Source organism: Protofrankia symbiont of Coriaria ruscifolia, from assembly GCF_900634745.1.
GTDB lineage: Bacteria > Actinomycetota > Actinomycetes > Frankiales > Frankiaceae > Protofrankia > Protofrankia californiensis.
In genome coordinates this window covers 103,438-120,495 of sequence record NZ_CAAAFR010000184.1, presented here as the reverse complement: position 1 = coordinate 120,495, position 17,058 = coordinate 103,438, and the positions used below count along the sequence as shown (strand labels likewise).

General features: G+C 68.4%; 19 protein-coding genes. 9 read left to right on the top strand and 10 right to left on the bottom strand.

All coding sequences use genetic code 11. The features are described 5' to 3' along the window. Positions 1–49 precede the first annotated feature (49 nt). Positions 50–883, top strand: a complete 834-nt coding sequence (locus tag CV1CTNOD_RS21520) for a winged helix family transcriptional regulator (protein ID WP_131787764.1) — start codon at positions 50–52, stop codon at positions 881–883. Positions 884–974: 91 nt separating this feature from the next. Here the strand turns inward: CV1CTNOD_RS21520 and mshD are convergent, their stop codons facing one another. Beyond that, positions 975–2,081, bottom strand: coding sequence for a mycothiol synthase (mshD, locus tag CV1CTNOD_RS21515; protein WP_131787763.1), 1,107 nt, complete (start codon positions 2,079–2,081; stop codon positions 975–977). Positions 2,082–2,397: 316 nt separating this feature from the next. Continuing rightward, entirely contained in the window at positions 2,398–3,144 is a 747-nt protein-coding gene (locus tag CV1CTNOD_RS21510) for a winged helix-turn-helix domain-containing protein (protein WP_131787762.1), read from the bottom strand. A gap of 438 nt (positions 3,145–3,582) precedes the next feature. Between CV1CTNOD_RS21510 and CV1CTNOD_RS21505 the strand changes: the two genes are divergently transcribed. The 6 genes from CV1CTNOD_RS21505 to CV1CTNOD_RS21480 all read left to right on the top strand — a co-directional run bounded on the left by CV1CTNOD_RS21505 (position 3,583) and on the right by CV1CTNOD_RS21480 (position 7,543). After that, positions 3,583–3,837 (top strand): MoaD/ThiS family protein, encoded by a 255-nt coding sequence (locus tag CV1CTNOD_RS21505; protein ID WP_131768619.1) that lies wholly within the window; start codon positions 3,583–3,585, stop codon positions 3,835–3,837. Between the two features lie 70 nt (positions 3,838–3,907). After that, positions 3,908–5,092, top strand: a complete 1,185-nt coding sequence (locus CV1CTNOD_RS21500) for a hypothetical protein (protein ID WP_131787761.1) — start codon at positions 3,908–3,910, stop codon at positions 5,090–5,092. 90 nt (positions 5,093–5,182) lie between these two features. Then, the gene (locus CV1CTNOD_RS21495; protein WP_242606903.1) at positions 5,183–5,827 is read left to right on the top strand and encodes a thioredoxin family protein; all 645 of its coding nucleotides are present in this window, start codon (positions 5,183–5,185) and stop codon (positions 5,825–5,827) included. A gap of 169 nt (positions 5,828–5,996) precedes the next feature. Beyond that, positions 5,997–6,410, top strand: a complete 414-nt coding sequence (locus tag CV1CTNOD_RS21490; RefSeq protein ID WP_131787760.1) for a DUF4395 domain-containing protein — start codon at positions 5,997–5,999, stop codon at positions 6,408–6,410. Next, positions 6,407–7,240 (top strand): sulfurtransferase, encoded by an 834-nt coding sequence (locus CV1CTNOD_RS21485; protein WP_131768615.1) that lies wholly within the window; start codon positions 6,407–6,409, stop codon positions 7,238–7,240. Before CV1CTNOD_RS21490 ends, CV1CTNOD_RS21485 begins: the two co-directional genes overlap by 4 nt. Before the next feature lie 3 nt (positions 7,241–7,243). Continuing rightward, positions 7,244–7,543, top strand: a complete 300-nt coding sequence (locus CV1CTNOD_RS21480; protein ID WP_131787759.1) for a DUF1416 domain-containing protein — start codon at positions 7,244–7,246, stop codon at positions 7,541–7,543. Between the two features lie 123 nt (positions 7,544–7,666). Here CV1CTNOD_RS21480 and CV1CTNOD_RS21475 read toward each other — a convergent pair whose 3' ends face one another. Both CV1CTNOD_RS21475 and CV1CTNOD_RS21470 read right to left on the bottom strand, forming a co-directional pair. Further along, on the bottom strand, positions 7,667–7,891 hold the full coding sequence (locus CV1CTNOD_RS21475) for a hypothetical protein (protein ID WP_131787758.1): 225 nt from the start codon (positions 7,889–7,891) through the stop codon (positions 7,667–7,669). Positions 7,892–8,148: 257 nt separating this feature from the next. Next, positions 8,149–8,511, bottom strand: coding sequence for a DsrE family protein (locus tag CV1CTNOD_RS21470; RefSeq protein ID WP_131787757.1), 363 nt, complete (start codon positions 8,509–8,511; stop codon positions 8,149–8,151). A 294-nt stretch (positions 8,512–8,805) separates the two neighbouring features. Here CV1CTNOD_RS21470 and CV1CTNOD_RS21465 point away from each other — a divergent pair, with 294 nt between their 5' ends. Further along, complete coding sequence (locus CV1CTNOD_RS21465; RefSeq protein WP_131787756.1) at positions 8,806–9,345, top strand: FABP family protein; 540 nt, start codon at positions 8,806–8,808, stop codon at positions 9,343–9,345. A gap of 117 nt (positions 9,346–9,462) precedes the next feature. Here CV1CTNOD_RS21465 and CV1CTNOD_RS21460 read toward each other — a convergent pair whose 3' ends face one another. Then, positions 9,463–9,954, bottom strand: coding sequence for a YbjN domain-containing protein (locus CV1CTNOD_RS21460; RefSeq protein WP_131787755.1), 492 nt, complete (start codon positions 9,952–9,954; stop codon positions 9,463–9,465). A 103-nt stretch (positions 9,955–10,057) separates the two neighbouring features. Next, complete coding sequence (gene mshA, locus CV1CTNOD_RS21455; protein WP_242606912.1) at positions 10,058–11,296, bottom strand: D-inositol-3-phosphate glycosyltransferase; 1,239 nt, start codon at positions 11,294–11,296, stop codon at positions 10,058–10,060. A gap of 468 nt (positions 11,297–11,764) precedes the next feature. On the opposite strand from mshA, the gene CV1CTNOD_RS21450 reads away from it, so the two are divergent. Next, on the top strand, positions 11,765–12,709 hold the full coding sequence (locus CV1CTNOD_RS21450) for a class I SAM-dependent methyltransferase (protein WP_165485657.1): 945 nt from the start codon (positions 11,765–11,767) through the stop codon (positions 12,707–12,709). Positions 12,710–12,729: 20 nt separating this feature from the next. Here the strand turns inward: CV1CTNOD_RS21450 and CV1CTNOD_RS21445 are convergent, their stop codons facing one another. The 4 genes from CV1CTNOD_RS21445 to CV1CTNOD_RS21430 all read right to left on the bottom strand — a co-directional run bounded on the left by CV1CTNOD_RS21445 (position 12,730) and on the right by CV1CTNOD_RS21430 (position 16,807). Further along, positions 12,730–13,683 carry an aldo/keto reductase gene (locus tag CV1CTNOD_RS21445; RefSeq protein WP_131787752.1) on the bottom strand — a complete coding sequence of 318 codons (954 nt, stop codon included), beginning with the start codon at positions 13,681–13,683 and terminating at the stop codon, positions 12,730–12,732. Between the two features lie 177 nt (positions 13,684–13,860). After that, on the bottom strand, positions 13,861–14,379 hold the full coding sequence (locus CV1CTNOD_RS21440; RefSeq protein WP_242606901.1) for a hypothetical protein: 519 nt from the start codon (positions 14,377–14,379) through the stop codon (positions 13,861–13,863). Between the two features lie 52 nt (positions 14,380–14,431). After that, a complete protein-coding gene (locus CV1CTNOD_RS27470) occupies positions 14,432–15,274 on the bottom strand; it encodes a helix-turn-helix domain-containing protein (protein ID WP_278043964.1) in 843 nt (280 codons plus the stop codon). 309 nt (positions 15,275–15,583) lie between these two features. Continuing rightward, positions 15,584–16,807 carry a DUF349 domain-containing protein gene (locus CV1CTNOD_RS21430; protein ID WP_242606900.1) on the bottom strand — a complete coding sequence of 408 codons (1,224 nt, stop codon included), beginning with the start codon at positions 16,805–16,807 and terminating at the stop codon, positions 15,584–15,586. Positions 16,808–17,058: the final 251 nt, after the last annotated feature.

Here is a 17,058-nt window from a genome sequence, read left to right as displayed (position 1 = left end):
CGCTGCTGTCTTGACTCCAAGCCAATCTGGACCCGTCACGATCACCCGGATGCGTCTTGTGCAGCCATTTGATGACGAGTCCGTCGCCGTGGAGCAGCGTCGCTCCACCGACGATCTCGCGGCGCCGGGCCCCCTGCGTCCACCGGTGCTATCACCGGGCCTGCTATCACCGGGCCTGCTATCACCGCCGCCGAGCCCGACGCTGCTGGTTGCCGACGCCGTCGCGGACACCGAGCTGCTCTCCGCCCTTGCCGCCCAGGGCGTGGGGGTCAGCGTCGTGGTCGACGGCGCCCGGGCACTGCTGGAAATCGGTCGTCTCGCGCCGGCGGTGCTGCTGATCTCCGCCCGGCTGCCGATCGTGGACGGCGTGACGGTTGTACGGACCGTCCGCACCCGTGATGACATGCCGATACTGCTCGGGGTCGGCCCGCAGGACCGGCGTCAGGCCGCGGCGGGGTTGGCAGCCGGAGCGAGTGCCTGTGTTGCCAAGCCGTACCGGGTCAACGAGGTCCTGGCCCTGGTACGGTCCGTACGAGGAACCGATACGGAGCGCGCGGAGCCCGCGGTACTACGGGCCGGAGCGATCACCCTGAACCTTGCCGTCTACGAAGTACGGGTGGACGGCATCCCGGTGCGGTTGCCACCACAGGAGTTCAGGCTCCTGCGGATCCTGCTGGAGCGGGCTGGATCCGTGGTCACCCACCAGACGCTGCTCGAGTGCGTCTGGGGTACGACCAGCCACGAGACGAATACGCTCGCCGTGCACATCCGCCGTCTGCGCGGCCGCCTGGGGGACGCGGGGGAGCCGGGGAAACCTCGGCTGATCGAAAGCATCCGTGGAGTGGGTTACCGCTTCCGTCTCGCGGACGCCCCCACTGCCTGACCCTTGACCCGGGTTCCCGCCGACGGCTTTGCGCCCGGCGAACCGGGTCTCCGGGTGCGCGAAAAGCATGATCGCGCACCCTTCGGCCGGGCTAGGACCGGTCAGGCCGGGATCCGATCTGAACACCCGGTTTGCGCAGGTAGGAGATGTCGCAGCTGTACCGGCTGAAGCCGAGGCCCTCGTACAGGCGTACCGCCGGGCGGTTGGTGTCGTCGACATAGAGCATCGCCGTGGCCAGACCGCGATCGCGCAGGTGGTGGAGCCCGATCAGGGTCAGTGTCCGGCCGAGTCCGCGTCCGGCGAACGTGGGCTCCACCCCGACGACATACACCTCGCCGAGGTCCCCCGCGGCGCTCTCCGCGTCGTCGGTGCTGCTGTTGTAGGCCGTGCTCGGGCTTTCACCGCCAGCGGATGTACGGGTCGCCTCGGCCACCTTCGTCCAGTGGAAGCCGACGAGCCGGCCCGCGGACTCGGCGAGGAAGAAGCCCGCGGGGTCGAACCATGACTCGGCCTCGCGCAGCCGGAGATCCTCCACCGTCCAGCGCCCCTGTTCCGGGTGGTCCGCGAAGGCGCTGCTGTTGATCGCCACCCACGCGTCCTCGTCCTGTCCCGGAGTGAAGGTCCGGACGGTTACTCCTGGTGGCACCGTTATGTCCGGAAGAAGTGGAACATCGTGAACAGAGTGCGTCTCCCGCCCGCCGAAGGGTGCCGTGGAGGAAAGCGGACGGCGCATCTGCCACAGCACCCGCTCCCGGCCGAAGCCGTACCCGTCCGCCAGGACCGCTGCCGCGGGTGGGTCGCCATGCGCCCAGACGCGCAGGTCCGCTCCGGCCTGGTCGGCGGCCGCGGTCAGGGCGGCCAGCAGGCGCCCGCCGATACCCCGACGGCGCTGGGAGGGATGGACGACCAGCTCCGCCTGCCAGTTATGGTCATCAGGGGTGGCCAGATAGGCGTACCCGGCGACCGTGCCTGCGCTGTCGTCCCAGATGGTCCCGTCGGCCGGGCCGTGGTCCGTCACCACAGAGTCCGATGTGGTGACGGTCAGGTGCTGTCCGGCGGTCAGCGGCTCGATCGTCAGCCGTAACGCGGCGTCGTCGGACAGCGGGCCAACCCCGTCGGTCTCCGCGGCCGTGGCAACCAGGTGCCGCAGACTACCCACATCGTGGGGGGTGAGGCGTTGAGCCCAGCGCAGTTTCATTCCTGCGACATTATGATGTTCCACACCGATTTTCATCCGGGTGGGTCTGATGCACCCGGAGATTTTCTTGTTTGACCATGGGTTTGGCCGGGCATAAGGGAAAATCCGGGGTAGCGGACCCCGGCGCGGGCAGGCCCCGACGGACGAGCACGTGCTGGCCACGGTGCCCGACGAGCGGACCGCGCTCGTCGGGCTGTGGCACCGCACGCTTTCTCGCGCCGGGGTTTCTGCCATGTCGCGAAGCGACCCGATGGGTCCGGGCGAAGCGGCCCGATGGGTCCGGCGGCCCCCGGAACTACACGGACCCTGGCTGGAACTACACGCGTTCGGGAGTGCGCATTACTTCCCGACCGTCGCGGCTGTCCACTGTTTCCTCGGGCAGCGGGGCGATCGGAGGAGCGACGAACTTGTAACCGACGTGCCGTACAGTACCGATCATCGATTCGTGCTCCGGGCCGAGCTTTGCCCGCAGGCGGCGCACGTGGACGTCGACGGTCCGGGTGCCTCCATAGTAGTCGTAACCCCAGACCTCCTGCAGGAGCTGGGCACGGGTGAAGACCCGGCCCGGGTGCTGCGCGAGGTACTTCAGCAGCTCGAACTCCTTGAAGGTGAGCTCAAGCGGGCGGCCACGCAGCTTGGCCGAGTAGGTGGTCTCGTCCACCGACAGGTCACCGGAGCGGATGACGCCGGCTTCGGCGGTGCCGCCGGCAGCCGCCACCCGACCGATCGCGAGCCTCAGCCGTGCCTCGACCTCGGCGGGTCCGGCGCTGTCGAGCACCACGTCATCGACACCCCAGTCGGCCGAGACCGCGGCCAGCCCACCTTCGGTGACGAGGGCGAGCAACGCGGTGGTGAGCCCGGTTGTGCGGAGCAGGCGACACAGGCCGCGGGCGACAACCAGTTCCCGGCGCCCGTCCACCACCACGACATCCACCGGGGGAGCGTCAAGGAGCGCGCTGGCCTCGAGTGGAGCGACGCGAACGGTATGAGTCAGGAGCCCGAGCGAGGGAAAGGACTCCGCGGACGGTCCGGGGGCGTTGGTGAGCAACAGGACGACGCTCAAGTCGACTCCTCCAGGGTTCGGTTGCGATGTTGGGGCAGCGTCGACCCACGGATACCTTGCGGTCGGTTCGCGTTCCACGACCGTCATGGGCGCGAAACGAACACCGGCCTGTGGGGAGGATAGCGGAGTGTCGTACTCCACTCCTACCGCCTTAGGAGTTCTCCCCACTGCGGACGCTGAGATTCTCGCCACGGCCCATCGCTGCTGTGTTCGTCCCGTAACTAACCATGATTTTGATCTTGAAGTCGACGCCGCTCACGGCTTTTCCGGATTTCGTGACAAGCCCCCGGTCAGCGCCGTGTCCTACGGCATTGGGCACTATGCCGACGTGCTTGCATCCGGTCCGCGCAGCCCTGGTCGGCCCTCGGCCATGTGTACTTTCAGTGACTCCGGTGACTGCGAGGACACCGGGGTGGACGCCGAGCGTAGGGAGCTCCCATGGCTCGCATGACAGTCCGGTACTGGGCCGCTGCCCGGCATGCGGCAGGCGTGCCCGAGGAGCAGCACAACGCCGAGACACTCGCTCACCTGCTGGAAACCGTGGCAGAACGCCACCCGGGCGCACTCGCGGCCTTGCTGCCCCGATGCGCGTTCCTGGTGGACGACCTTCCGGTCGGTCGCCGCGAACATGCCGACGTGACGCTCACGGACGGCTGCGTCGTGGAGGTGCTCCCGCCGTTCGCCGGTGGGTGAGCCACCATGTCCGAGATCTCCCCTGCTCTCAGGATGATCGGGCGGCGCCGGGATGTGTGGGCGGCAGCCGGTGCGTGGGCGTTTCGCCTGGTTCGTCGCTGTCGTCCTCGGCTGGTCGTGGGAACCGTGGGAGCATGGTGGCGTGTGCGCCCGCGGAGCCAAGACGGCCTTCAGGACGAAGCCGGCCAGCACGCCGGCGCGCAGCCAGCTGTGCCAATCGGACGGATCCTCGATGTTCCTCGTCAGCGTCTCCATCGTCGTTGCCGCTGTCGTCCCGGTGTTCGCCGCGGCTGTGGGGCCGCTTCTGCTTGCCGCCGTCATCGCCGTCGAACAGCTCCTTCTCGGCTGGGCGTGGGTGCGGGCGCTGGGGGCGTCGACCGGGACTCTCGCGATCGTGCTGGTGGCGGCGCCGGCCGCGGACGTCACCGCTGTCATGGCCGATTCCAACGAGATCGGGAACCTTGCTGGAGTTGTCGGCCTCGCTGTGGTGGCGGTCATCCTCGTCCAGCTGGCGAGACGGCGCGGGTGGGCGGAGGCGGCCGGTGCTGTGCCGGAGACCCAGGTTTCTGGAGTGGTGAAGCGGGATCGCGGTTTCTCTCCGGGACAGTCGGTGACGGTCACGGTGGACATGGCCGCGGGCCTCAGCGGGGTGGTCCTGGTCACCCTGCTGGCCGGTTACCTGAACGTGGCTGCCATCCAGACGCCGGACGGCCGTGTGGTCGGCCCCATGGTGGTGACCGTCGGTCTTGTGGGTGCGGCTACGGCCGTCCTCGTCGCGCGACTGTGTGTCGCGCGGCTGTGCGCGGAGATGCTCGTCGAGCCCGTGGGATCGACGAGCATCCCCGGCTGGGCCCGCGTCCGCTCCAGCCTGCGGGCCGGCTGTCCGGTCGTCGCGCCGGTCGTCGGGTTTGCCGCAGGTGCCGGCGCCGGTGCCATCCTCGGCGGGTTCGCGGATGATCTGGACGTCTGGGAGGCGACGTTGATCGCGGGTGCGGCTGCCGCGGCAGCGGTCATCGTCTATCTTGCTGTCGCCCGCGGAATCGCCGAGATCCGTGCCGAGCCGGCAGGTGGGTTCGGCGGGAGGCCGGTGCCCGGCGGCGGACCGGTGTCCAGCGGCAGGCCGGTGCCGAGCGCGCCCCGGGGGCAGGTGTCCTGCCGTGACGATCATCTTGTCGGGTGGCCTCTGGTCGCGACCTTCCCCCTGGCGGGAGCCGCCGCGTTCGTGTACACGTTGGGTCGCCTGTTGGTGGGATGATCGGTATGTGAAGTCACTTCCACACCGGGAGCGGGACGCCGGAGGCAGGGCTGGAGAAGACGTGGACGCACGGACACGCTGGTCACTGTCGTGACCGGGTTGTGGGTGCTGATGGTGGCTGTCGGGTGTGCTGTCGGAGCAGCACTGTTCATCCGGCTCCGGGACGGGCGGTTCCACATGGTTCGCCCGGATTCGCCGGCATCGGCGCCAACGGTGTCGGCCGTACCCGATGCACCGGTCGTGAACGGCGAAGTGGTGAACGGCGAAGTGGCGAACGCCGCGGCCCAGGCGTCCGCGCACATGACGGCCCATCCTGAGGGGGGAGGCGCGGTGCCCGCAGTGGACGCCGAACTCGTGGCGCTCGGTGTGAGTCCCGAGGCGCGTGCCACGCTGTTGCAGTTCTCCACCGCGTTCTGCGCGCCCTGTAGGGCGACCCGGCGAATCCTCGCTGACGTCGCTGGGAGCATCCCGGGCGTGCGGCACGTGGAGGTCGACGCCGAATCCCATCTGGAGCTGGTCAGGCGGCTGCGGATCCGGCGCACCCCGACCGTGCTCGTCCTTGACTCGCGGGCTCGAGAGGTTTGCCGGGCCAGTGGTGCTCCGCCGGGCCGGAGAGCCGTTCTCGCGGCGCTGGAGCTGGCAGTCGGCGAGCCGCACGGGCAAGGCGCGGCGGCGGCGCGGGATGGCGCCATGATCGATGCGTCCGACCGACTCGATTGGCCGTCAGATCGGTAACACATCCTCCATGTTCGCTGCTACGGTCAGGAGGTTATGTTCTCCATCGAGCTCGTCAGGCGCCGCACGGTCGACCTGTGCCGTGTCCGTAGCTCGTTGTGTCCATTTTCCTGAGCCGTGCGTTGATGCCGTCCGCCGTCGGTGGGCCCGCCCGTCAGGAGATGAGCTCGTGGTCGACCCGAGAGGTCCCCGATTCGGCGCAGCCGTTACCAGCGTCGTCCTCGCGGTGGTGCTACTGACCGCAAATGGCTGGTTGCTCTTCGCGCAGACTGTGGTATTTCTGATCGGCGCGGCGTTCGGAGTTCGTCGTGCTCCGTATGGGTTGCTGTACCGGACGTTGGTCCAGCCCCGGCTGGGGCCGCCGGCCGAGCTGGAGGACGACCAGCCGCCGCGTTTTGCGCAGGCGGTCGGGACGGTATTCGGCGTGCTGGGAACGGTCGGCTTTCTCGCCGGCGTCCCCGCACTGGGGTACATCGCCACGGCGTTTGCATTTGTCGCGGCGTTCCTGAACGCCGCCATCGGCTTTTGTCTCGGTTGCCAAATATATCTCGCCATACGTTCCGTGAAAGGAGTGCAAGCATGAGTCGCACCAGCGCGCTTGTCGATCCGGCCTGGGCCGAAGCACATCTGACCGACCCCAAGGTCGTCCTGGTCGAGGTCGACGAGGACGTCTCCGCATACGACAAGGGCCACATCCGGGGTGCGGTCCGGCTCGACTGGAAGTCGGAGCTGCAGGACCCGGTCATCCGTGACTTCGTGAACAAGGAGCAGTTCGAGAAGCTCCTGTCCGCCAAAGGAATCTCGAACGACGACACCGTCGTTCTCTACGGCGGTAACAACAACTGGTTCGCCGCCTACGCCTACTGGTACTTCACCCTCTACGGGCACGCCGAGGTCCGGTTGCTCGACGGCGGCCGGAAGAAGTGGGAGCTGGACAGCCGTGAGCTGACCGAGGAGGTTCCGGACCGGCCGGCGACCCAGTATGTCGCCAAAGACGTCCGTACCGACATCCGAGCTTTCCGGGACGAGGTCATCGCCGCGATCGGCGCGAAGAACCTCGTCGACGTGCGGTCGCCCGACGAGTTCGCCGGGCGGCTGCTCGCGCCGGCTCACCTGCCCCAGGAGCAGTCGCAGCGGGCCGGTCACGTCCCCACCGCGAAGAACATCCCCTGGGCGAAGACCGCGAACGAGGACGGCACCTTCAAGTCGAACGACGAGCTGACAGCCCTGTACTCGGAGGCCGGGGTGGACCTGAGCAAGGACACCATCGCCTACTGCCGCATCGGCGAGCGCTCGGCCCACACCTGGTTCGCCCTCCACGAGCTGCTGGACCTGCCGAACGTCAAGAACTACGACGGATCCTGGACCGAGTACGGTTCGCTGGTCGGCGTCCCGATCGAGAAGGACGCCTGAGACGTGTGCGGCGCGACCAGCGGCGGACCTTCGGCGGAAGGAATTGACGTGGCAAAGGAAAGTGTCATCCAGGGCGTCGTGCTGAAGGACGGCTCGCCCGTTTCGTCGGGTTACGCCCGCCTGCTCGACGAGGGCGGCGATTTCACGGCCGAAGTGCCGTTGTCGGCGACCGGGCAGTTCCGTTTCTTCGCCCGACCGGGCTCATGGACCGTCCGGGCGCTCGTTCCGGGCGCGTCCGGCGAGCGGAAGGTCGTCGCCCGTCAGGGTGAGCCCGTCAACGCCGAAATCGACGTCGCCGCCTAGAATCCCTAGAGCGGGGCGGCGGGTCCGGTTCGTCCCAGGTGGGCCTTTTCCGATGTTCCGGAAAATTCCCGGATATCTCGAAAAAGGCCCACCTTTTGCGTTTACAGCGCGGGTTTGCGGCGGTCAGGAGCTGCCGGCCCGGGGCGCGGGAATGCCGTGGTGCGCGGGTGCCGCCCGAGTGGGGACGGCAAATGACATCGGGCCGACGGTGTAGTTGTGCAGACCGTTGTCGGTCGCGAACAGCGCCGCGGAGCTTCGATCCGGAAATGGTGCGACGACACGCCGGACCGCCCGCTGCGCGGTTCCGTCGAACTGGACAACTGCGTACAGGATCTCGGGTTCGTGCATCACACGACCACCAAACCGCATCCTCCCGGCGTCGTGAAGGAGCCCTGTCGTGTGCCGCGCGTGGTCTGCCGTTGCAGGAGCGTTTGCGGAGCTTGCGCACGACACTACTCAAAGTTCGGTCGACTGACTACTCAGAGTTCGGCAAATTGTCCAGAAAGTGCGGATCGGGCAGTTGTCCGTCATGACGGCGTCGATCACGGGCGGGGTTCGTCCTGCTGCCGTCAGCGGACGCCTGCCGTCACAGACGCCCACTGTTGTCAGTAGACGAGAGCCCGTGCCTCGTCGGCGAGCACCTCGGAGACGAAGACCGCCGCACCGGCGATGCGTATCCCGGGGAGCACGTCGTCGGGCCCGATGGCCCGCCGTGCCGCACACTGCGTGCACAGCGTTACGCGTCCTCCGGTCAGGACGGCGTCCAGCAGCTCGGGCAGGGGGGTCGACTCGGGCAACACGAACTCGGCGGCGCGTCCGGGCAGGGCGAACCACGCTGACTCGCCAGTGAGCCACAGGGAGACGTCCGCGCCGCTTGCGACCCCGACCGCGGCAACCGTGAACGCCTGCGAGCATCGCTCCGGCGCGTCCGTGCCCGCGGTGGCCTTGATGACCAGTGAACCCGTCATAGCTGCCAGTCTGCACCGGCGGCGAACCGTGGCCGTCCGGTCGCGTCCGGGTGGCCACGGTCCCCGGACCGCTGTCCGACTTGGTTGACGTCACAGAGCCGGAGCCAGCAGGGCGGGAGGGGGTGCCGCCAGGCTAGGCTGGTCCGGTGCTGGAAATATTTTTCACCGCTCTGTTGATCTTTGTGGCGGTGCTCATCGGGTGGTTCTCCGTGTACGCGGTGTACAAGCTGTACTCGGGTCAGCGTTGAGCCTTCTTGCCGCGTCCGAGTCCGCTTTCGCCGTACGGACGTGATCGTGCGGCCCGGGCCGGTGGTCGACCTGCATTCGAGCCTGCTGCCGATCGCTTTTCTCCTGGGTACCTGGCGAGGCGAGGGCGTCGGCGGCTACGAGGGGATGGACGGTTTCCGCTACGGCCAGGAGATCGTGTTTTCCAGCACCGGGCGTCCCGCCCTTTCCTACATGTCCCGGACCTGGTGGATCGGCGAGCCCCGGGACGGGCGCAGCGAGGGCAGTCCGCTGGCGACCGAGGTCGGTTTCTGGCGGGTGCAGCCCGGGGACGGTGACGGACCGCCCACGGTGGAGGTCATGCTCGCCCACCCCTTCGGCATCAGCGAGATCTACGTCGGGGACGTCGTCGGGACGCGGGTGGACCTGCGGTCCAACGTCGTGATCCGGACTGCCACCGCACGCCGGGTGGACCGTTCCCAGCGATTGTACGGTCTCGTTGCCGACGGTGACCTTGCCTACGCCATCGACATGGAAGCCGAGGGTAAACCGCTCCAGTCGCACCTGTCCGCCCGTCTGCAGCGGGTGCAGCCCACCGACTCGTCTTGACTCGTCTTGACGGGTAGGAAGCAACCCACCGACCGGGTACGGAACAGCCCACCGGCCGCCGGCCCGGCGTGACCGGGCTTGCGCAGGGGCCGGCTCCGTCCGGGGTCGCCAGCGGTTTCAGCCGCGCATCCGGGAGCCGGCTTCGGCGGCGATCCGGGCGCGCCAGGCCTTCTCCCGCTCAATGGCGCCGGTGAACCCGAGGGCGACCGCCGGATCGAAGTTCTCGTCCGAATAGGTGCGGGTGCAGCCGAGCACACGGTCGATCTCGTCGGCGGTGACTGCCGTCAGCGGGAGCTGGCCGGTGAGGTAGACGTCACCGGCCAGGTCCACCGAGAAGTGCACACCGTAGGTCTTCGCGTTGCGTCCCAGCAGGAACGCGTACGTGCCCGCCGGATTCTCGGCGGGTCTGCGCATGAAGAATGCCTCGATGAGCAGCGTGTGATCTCCCACCACCAGCCAGGTCATCGTCCGGAGTCTGTGCTCGCCCTCCAGGGTGACAAGGAACGATCCCTCGTCCACCCGCTCGTAGGGCAGGTCCATGTCGTCGAGGGCATCGTCGATCAGGCGGTCGATGCGTGCCCGTTCGGCGCTGTCGACAGGTAGTGACACCGGCTCCCACCTCCACCATGATCCTCGCGGATCGAACGGCTGGATCATTACCGTGGCCACCGGAGACTTCGAGGTCAGGCCAACAACGTCGAACGTACGGGTGTCAGGCCGTCGCCGGGACAATAACCGGTGTCGAAGCGTTACGGTAACCGGCGAGAACACCACGTGCTGTCGTGGACCAGCCGAACTCCATTGCCCGTGCGACCGCGCCGGCAGCCAGCCGCCGCCGGCGGCACGGTTGACCGACAACCTGGGCCAGGGCGTCCGCGTAGGCGGCCGGGTCGCGTTCTGCCACCAGGATGCCGGAGACGTCGTGGCGGACCGCTGTCCGTAATCCGCCGATCGCAGCCGCGATGACCGGCGTCCCGCACGCCTGGGCCTCCAGCGCGACCAGGCCGAAGCTCTCGCTGTGGCTGGGAACGACGACTGCGCTTGCGGCCCGGTACCAGTCGGCGAGTTCCGGCTGTGGCACCGGCGGCTGCAACCGGACGATGTCGGAGATACCGAGCTCGGCCGCGAGCTTCACCAGCGCGTCAGGGCGGTCCAGGCCGGATCCGCTGGGCCCGCCGACCACCGCGACGATCAGGCGGTCACGCAACGCCGGTTCACGCGCCAGCAGGTGCGCAGTGGCGTGCAGCAGCATGTCGGGCGCCTTCAGCGGCTGGATACGCCCCACGAAGAGCAACAGCAGCGCGTCCGGCGGAATACCGACGCGGCTGCGCGCCGCCGAGGTGTCGCCGGGACGGAACACCTCCAGGTCGACACCGGGCGCCACCACGTCGACCAGGTCGGGGTCGGCGTCGTAGAGATCGACCAGATGGCGCCGTTCGTCCTCGGTGGATGCGATCAGCCGGTTCGAGCCGTTGACGACTCCCTGCTCGCCCGTGATGCGATGCGGTGGATCAGGGCGGTCGCCGTCGGCGAGCGCGCTGTTCTTCACCTTCGCCAGGGTGTGGGCGGTGTGTACCAGTGGGACGGCCCACCTGCTCGCGACCGCGAGCCCAACCTGGCCGGAAAGCCAGTAGTGCGAGTGGATGACGTCGAACCAGCCGGGTTCGTGTGCGGCCTCGACCCGAAGCACGGCCGCGGTGAAGGCACACAGCCAGGCAGGAAGATCCTCCCGGCCGACGTCTTCGAACGGCCCGGCTGCGACATGGCGCACCGTGACTCCCGGCGCGAGCGTGACTGCCGGATGCACCTTGCTGCTGGTGGCCCGGGTGAAGATCTCCACTTCGGTGCCGAGCAGGGCCAGCTGCCGAGACAGCTCCACCACATACACGTTCATGCCGCCGGCATCGCCGGTGCCCGGCTGTTCCAGCGGCGACGTGTGCATCGACAGCATGGCGACCCGACGGGGGGAGCCCAACCGGACCCGACGCACCGACCACCTCCACACCGACCTGGACTCACAGACCACTGGACGGCCCGGTTCTGCGAACAACCGATCCGGGGGCTGCATGCCCGGACCCATCCGGCTGCACCCGCCTCGCCCCCATCAGCGCGGGGCGGCCGACCGCGGTCCGTCACCGGATGTCTCCATCTGGGTTTGCAGACCATGTTGTGCTGACATCACCGTCGGTCCGTCGTGGTCCCTCTCCCAGCGGGCACCCGGATTCATCCTGCCAGCGGGCGCGGCGGTGAGGCAGTTGCACGATAGGTGAGATTCACCGGATTTTTTTCGACCCCGGAGGTCGGCCAGGGGCCGCCGGTGCGCGGATGGCCGGACAGTCGGAGCGGGCATCATGGTTTTCCGCACCTGGCCGCAGGCCCTGGGGACCTGGTGCCCGACCGGCTCTGCGATCGTGAATGTGTGTCAGGTACTTCCCCCGCCCGCCGCCGCGAGCCGCGGCTGGCCGCGGGCCGCGCCAGAGCGCTGGGGCTTGCGACCCGCGGGACGACCGGTCCCAACCGCCTGCGCCGGGTCGATCGTTGGATCGTCGGGACGCAGGCAGCCCGGCTGCGCGCCGCCCCCAGCCCGCTTGTCGTCGATCTCGGTTACGGTTCGTCACCGGTCACCACGGTGGAGCTGTACGAGCGGCTCAGCCGCGTCCGGCCTGACGTTCGGGTCGTCGGGCTGGAGATCGACCGGGAGCGGGTGGCTGCGGCGGCCGCGCGTCCTCCGGGGCTGGCTTTTGCCCGCGGTGGCTTCGAGCTCGCCGGGCTGCGCCCGGTGTTCGTCCGTGCGATGAACGTGCTGCGCCAGTATGAGGAGGCGGCGGTCGGCCCGGCCTGGGCGGCGATGCTCGACCGGATCGTCGCCGGCGGCCTGCTGATCGAGGGCACCTGCGACGAGATCGGCCGGCGCGCCTGCTGGTTTGCCGTCGATCGCCCGCCCGGGACGTCCGAACGGCTCGGGATGTCCGGACGGCTTGAGGGGACCGGACGGCTCGGGACGTCCGGACGCCCGGAGACGACGCAACCGGAGCCCCGAAGCTGCACGCTCACCCTGGCCGCGCATCTGCCGAGTCTTGCGCGTCCGTCCGAACTGGCCGAACGGCTGCCCAAGTCGCTGATCTCCCGCAACGTTCCCGGTGAGGACGTGCACACGCTGCTGAGCGCGTTCGACGACGCCTGGAGCCGGACGGCGCCGCAGGCCGTGTTCGGACCGCGGCAACGCTGGGTCGCGGCTGTCGAGTCCCTGCGAGCGGACGGGTGGCCCGTACAGGGCACCCGTCCGCGATGGCGGCTGGGTGAGGTCACCTTCGCCTGGCCGCCGGTACGGGTGGACGCGGACGCCACCGCCACCGGCGGATGAGGCCCGGTGGCAGCCCGCGCTCAGACGCCCGGCCGCTGCGACGGGGCGATCTTGTCGAGGACGGCGAGGTCGTCGCCACGAGGCTGCCACTCGCCGGCCGCGACGTTCGCCCGGACCTGTTCCGCTGTCGTTGCTCCGGCAATCACGGACGCGACCGCCGGTTGCGCGGCCAGGCCGCCGAGCGCCACGTCCAGCAGCGAGCGACCGCGTTCACGGGCGAAGGTCTCCAAGATTTCGACCTGGTCGAACACCTCGTCGGTCAGCTCGTCCTGGCGTCCGGCCAACCGCGTCCCGTGCGGTGGTTGTTCGTCCCGGAAGTACTTGCCGGTGAGGATGCCGTTCGCGAGGGGAAAGTACGGCAGAATGCCGATGCCGTACTTCTGTGCGGCCGGGACGAGTTCGGCCTCGACACCGCGTTCCAGCAGGTTGTAATGGTTCTGAGCCGAAATGAAGCGTGTTGTACCGGACGCGCGCGCGGTCCACTCGGCGTCGGCGACCTGCCAGGCCGCGAGGTTCGACGAACCCACGTAGCGGACCTTGCCCTCGCGTACTATCTCGTCGAGAGCGGCCAGCGTCTCCTCGACCGGGGTGAACGCGTCCGGGCTGTGGAGCTGGAAAAGATCTATGTAGTCGGTCTGCAGCCGGCGAAGCGAACCTTCCACGGCTTTGCGGATGTACCGGCGCGAAGCACGGGCATTGAAGTCGGGTCCGTACACCCCACCCATGTCGTTACCGAACTTGGTGGCGAGGACCACCTCGTCGCGCCGGGACCGCAGGATATGGCCGAGCAGGGTCTCCGAACCACCCTTGTTGCCATATGTGTCCGCCGTGTCGAATAGGGTGATGCCGTTGTCGAGTGCTGCCGTGACGACGGCCCGGGTGCCCTCGAGGTCGACCCTTGAGCCGAAGTTGTTGCAGCCGAGACCGACGACGGATACCAGTAGGCCGGAAGATCCCAGTGGACGATATCTCATATCATCAGTACAACACGACATACCATGAACCCCGGACGTTAGGGTCCGGGGTTCATCGGGGTCCATGGTTGCCGGATCGGATCGGTGGCATCCGGTTGTTCTTCCCGAGTGGTGGCGAAGTTCCCACCGTGAGGCGGTATCGGCCGGGTATGCCGACCGGCATATGCGGTCAGCGGGTCAGTCGGACTGCGTGGCGTCGGTGGTGCCGTTGTCCTCGGCCCTGCTCTCGTCGGCGCCACCGGCGTCCTTCGGTGCGTGATCGGTCGACGGACGTGCGGCCCTGGTCCGGTTGACCGCGTTGCGGGTCCGGGTCACGGCCTCCTCGGTCGTCGGGCTGTGGCGAATGCTGGCGACGCGCTTCTCGCCGCGGTCGGCGAAGCTGTTGTAGAGCGAGCTTGCGCGTCCTTGCAGGTCGGAAAGCTGGGAACTCACCGACGAGGGCAGGGATGCCACGGCGGTCTGTACGTTGGCCGGAAACCTCTGGGCGTGGACGGAAATGTCGTTGACTCGGCTGGAAATCTTTTTGATCTCGTCGGCGTAGACGGTGGGAATACTCAGGATCTTCTCCACCGCGGCGTCCGCGGCGCCCACATAGGCGTACAGGGGCTTGCGGACCTCGGACAGCGGGACCTTGACGTCGGCCGTAACCTTGACGGTGTCGTCCGACTTGTCGGCGTTGGTTCGAATGGTGGCCATCGCTACCTCCAGTTTCGTGGCTATGACCCGATCGTCAGATGTCGCTTCGTTGTCACTTTGTTGATTTTGAGGCGTCATCTGTCCGGTCATGGACAGCGGCTTCGTCGGTAACCGCGGCTGTGCGTGTGGAGCGACCGGACGACGCGCGACCGGCCTTCGTGACAACATCTCCGCCGGCCTTGCCGGTCTCACCGGTGGTCGTTGTCGCCCGCGGACGCCGGGCCGCCGGTGTCCGCCTCGACGCGGCGCCGGACGCGCCAGGAGTCCGTGGGCCAGGCGCGGTCGCCGCTCGGGCGGCTGCGCTGGTCCTGCGGGTGGTTGCGGCCGGCTCCGTCTCGGTGGCCGTGGTTGAACTGGTCGCCGTGGTTGAACTGGTCACGGTCGGGCCCGTTGTCTGCGGGGCGCCTCCGGGTGGGTCCTCGCCCGCAGCGGCCCTCGGCCGGTCGGAGCCGGGATCCCTGACGGCGTCCGCGTCGGAACCTGACGCGGGTCCTGACGCGGATCCGTTGCGCCCCGGGTCGTCCGGCGGGGAGGTTCCGGCGCTCAGCCCGTATACGGCGTTCTCCTTCCGGAACGCGTCGTAGATCTCGACGATGACCTGCTTCTGCCGTTCGGTGAGAGCCGTGTCCGCGAGAATCGCGGCGGTCACGTCGCTGTCCGCCGACCGTTCGTCGAGAATGCCGGCCTGCACGTAAAGCACTTCCGCCGATATCCGGAGTGCCTTGGCAATCTGCTGTAGAATCTCCGCGGACGGCTTTCGTAGACCGCGCTCGATCTGGCTCAGATAGGGATTGCTGACCCCGGCCTGCCGGGCGAGCTGACGAACTGAGATCTGTGCGGCCTTGCGCTGATCCCTGATGAAGTCTCCGAGATCGCGTACATTCAGGGGCGGCACGTTCAGTGTCGGCCTCCTCTCGTCCAAGGCGCGTCCTGTGCGCCCGGTGAACCATGTTCACGGTCGCGAGGCTCGCGACATCGCCGAACCGGTCGTTCGCAGCGTACGTCCGGATGCTAGCTACGGCAAGCGCTCGGCAAGCAGCCTGGAGTGGTCGGGGCCCCTTTGTCCCCGCCCCGACGGACACGCTCGGTTCAGGCTGCCCGAACGCGCACAGGTATGCCAGCGCAGGAAGCCGAGGTCGTATTCCGGGCATTCCGGCCGGGCCGCATCGCGGTGGCCTGCAGCCCGGTGGCCACGAGCCGTCGATCAGCGTGTCGCGTGCGCGAGCCACTCGCGCTGCGTCGCAAGCGCCGACTCGGTCTCGGTCACCTCGTCCGCACGTCCGTGGGCACGGGCACGTTCCAGTCTTGCCTCCAGCTTGGCGACCGACTCCCGTAGCGTCGTCACGAACGGGGATTCGGCCGTCTCCTGCCGGCGCCACCGGGAATCCGCCGCAGACCGGATGCGGTCACCGGCAGCGGACAGCCGCCGTTCGAGGTCGCTGACGGCGTCCCGCGGCACCTTCCCGATGAGATCCCACTGTTCTTCGATCTGTCGCAGCCTGCGCAGCGCCTGGTCGGATCGGGCGGGATCGAGCGCGGCGGCCTCGGCAAGCAGCCGCTCCTTGGCTGCCTGATTCACCCGCAGATGCGCGTCCCGTTCGGCGTTGGCGGCGTTGCGCCGGGCGAAGAACGTGTCCTGCGCGGATCGGAAGCGAACCCACAGCGCATCCTCGACGTCCTTGGGTGCGCGTCCGGCCGACTTCCACTGGTTCATCAGTGCCCGGTACTGAGCGCTGGTGGCCGGCCACTCGCTGGACTCGACAAGAGCCTCGGCCTCGGCCACGATCGCTTCCTTGCGCTGCCTGGACTCGGTCCGTTGCTGGTCGAGCGCGGCGAAGTGGGCGCTGCGGCGCCGGTTGAACTCCTCGCGTGCGGCAGCGATCCTCTTCCACAGGTCGGTGTCGGTGCGGCGATCCACTCCCGTGATCGTCCGGAACTCGACCGTGATCGAACGGAACCGCTCCCCGACGGCCTTCCAGTCGGAGCTGTGGGCGAGGTGTTCGCCCTCGGCGACGAGTGCCTTCTTCGCCTCCACCGCGTCGGCGGCCCGCCGGGCGCGCTCGGCCTCGCGCTGCGCGGCGCGTTCGCCGACCGCCTCCAGCACGGACTGCAACCGTCTGGTGACCGGATCCAGATCGCCCACCACCGCCGCGGTGTCGAGGGACACCAGCAACCGGTGTGCGCTTGAGGCAAGATCCGTAGGGTCGGCACTGGGGACGGTCAGCCGTTGTTCCAGCAGCGCGACTTCGGCGGTCAGGTCGTCATAACGCCGGGCAAAGTGCGCAAGGCCCTCTGCGGGAGAACCTGCCCGCCAGGAGCCGACGGGGCGTTCACCCGCGGGCGTGCGTACATACACGGTGCCGTCGTCGCCGACGCGCCCCCATTCGGAGCTGTTGCGTTCGCTCATCATGGTCCCGAAGATAGGCATCAGGTCAATTGTCATTCTTGCAGGGATCGCGCGGATGAGGCACATTCTGCTGGCCGTCCGTAGGTCGAGGCGCTGCTGTCGGACATGGGACGTCGGACGTCGGACATCGGGCCCGCGAGTCCGTGACCCGGCATGCCCACTCCGCGCCGGGAGCATGATCGCATATCCTGCGGCCCGCTGGCCGCTTCGGTGCCGTCGGCGCTCTGTCGGCTCCTGTTCCGCTCTGTTCCGCCTTGTTCCTCTGTTCTGCG

Bases quoted from the DNA above. Each gene is read 5' to 3' on its own strand.
- CV1CTNOD_RS21520 (WP_131787764.1), top strand. From the start codon at position 50: ATGCGTCTTGTGCAGCCATTTGATGACGAGTCCGTCGCCGTGGAGCAG.
- mshD (WP_131787763.1), bottom strand. From the start codon at position 2,081: ATGAAACTGCGCTGGGCTCAACGCCTCACCCCCCACGATGTGGGTAGT.
- CV1CTNOD_RS21505 (WP_131768619.1), top strand. From the start codon at position 3,583: ATGGCTCGCATGACAGTCCGGTACTGGGCCGCTGCCCGGCATGCGGCA.
- CV1CTNOD_RS21485 (WP_131768615.1), top strand. From the start codon at position 6,407: ATGAGTCGCACCAGCGCGCTTGTCGATCCGGCCTGGGCCGAAGCACAT.
- CV1CTNOD_RS21475 (WP_131787758.1), bottom strand. From the start codon at position 7,891: ATGCACGAACCCGAGATCCTGTACGCAGTTGTCCAGTTCGACGGAACC.
- CV1CTNOD_RS21470 (WP_131787757.1), bottom strand. From the start codon at position 8,511: ATGACGGGTTCACTGGTCATCAAGGCCACCGCGGGCACGGACGCGCCG.
- mshA (WP_242606912.1), bottom strand. From the start codon at position 11,296: ATGCTGTCGATGCACACGTCGCCGCTGGAACAGCCGGGCACCGGCGAT.
- CV1CTNOD_RS21445 (WP_131787752.1), bottom strand. From the start codon at position 13,683: ATGAGATATCGTCCACTGGGATCTTCCGGCCTACTGGTATCCGTCGTC.
- CV1CTNOD_RS21440 (WP_242606901.1), bottom strand. From the start codon at position 14,379: ATGGCCACCATTCGAACCAACGCCGACAAGTCGGACGACACCGTCAAG.
- CV1CTNOD_RS21430 (WP_242606900.1), bottom strand. From the start codon at position 16,807: ATGCCTATCTTCGGGACCATGATGAGCGAACGCAACAGCTCCGAATGG.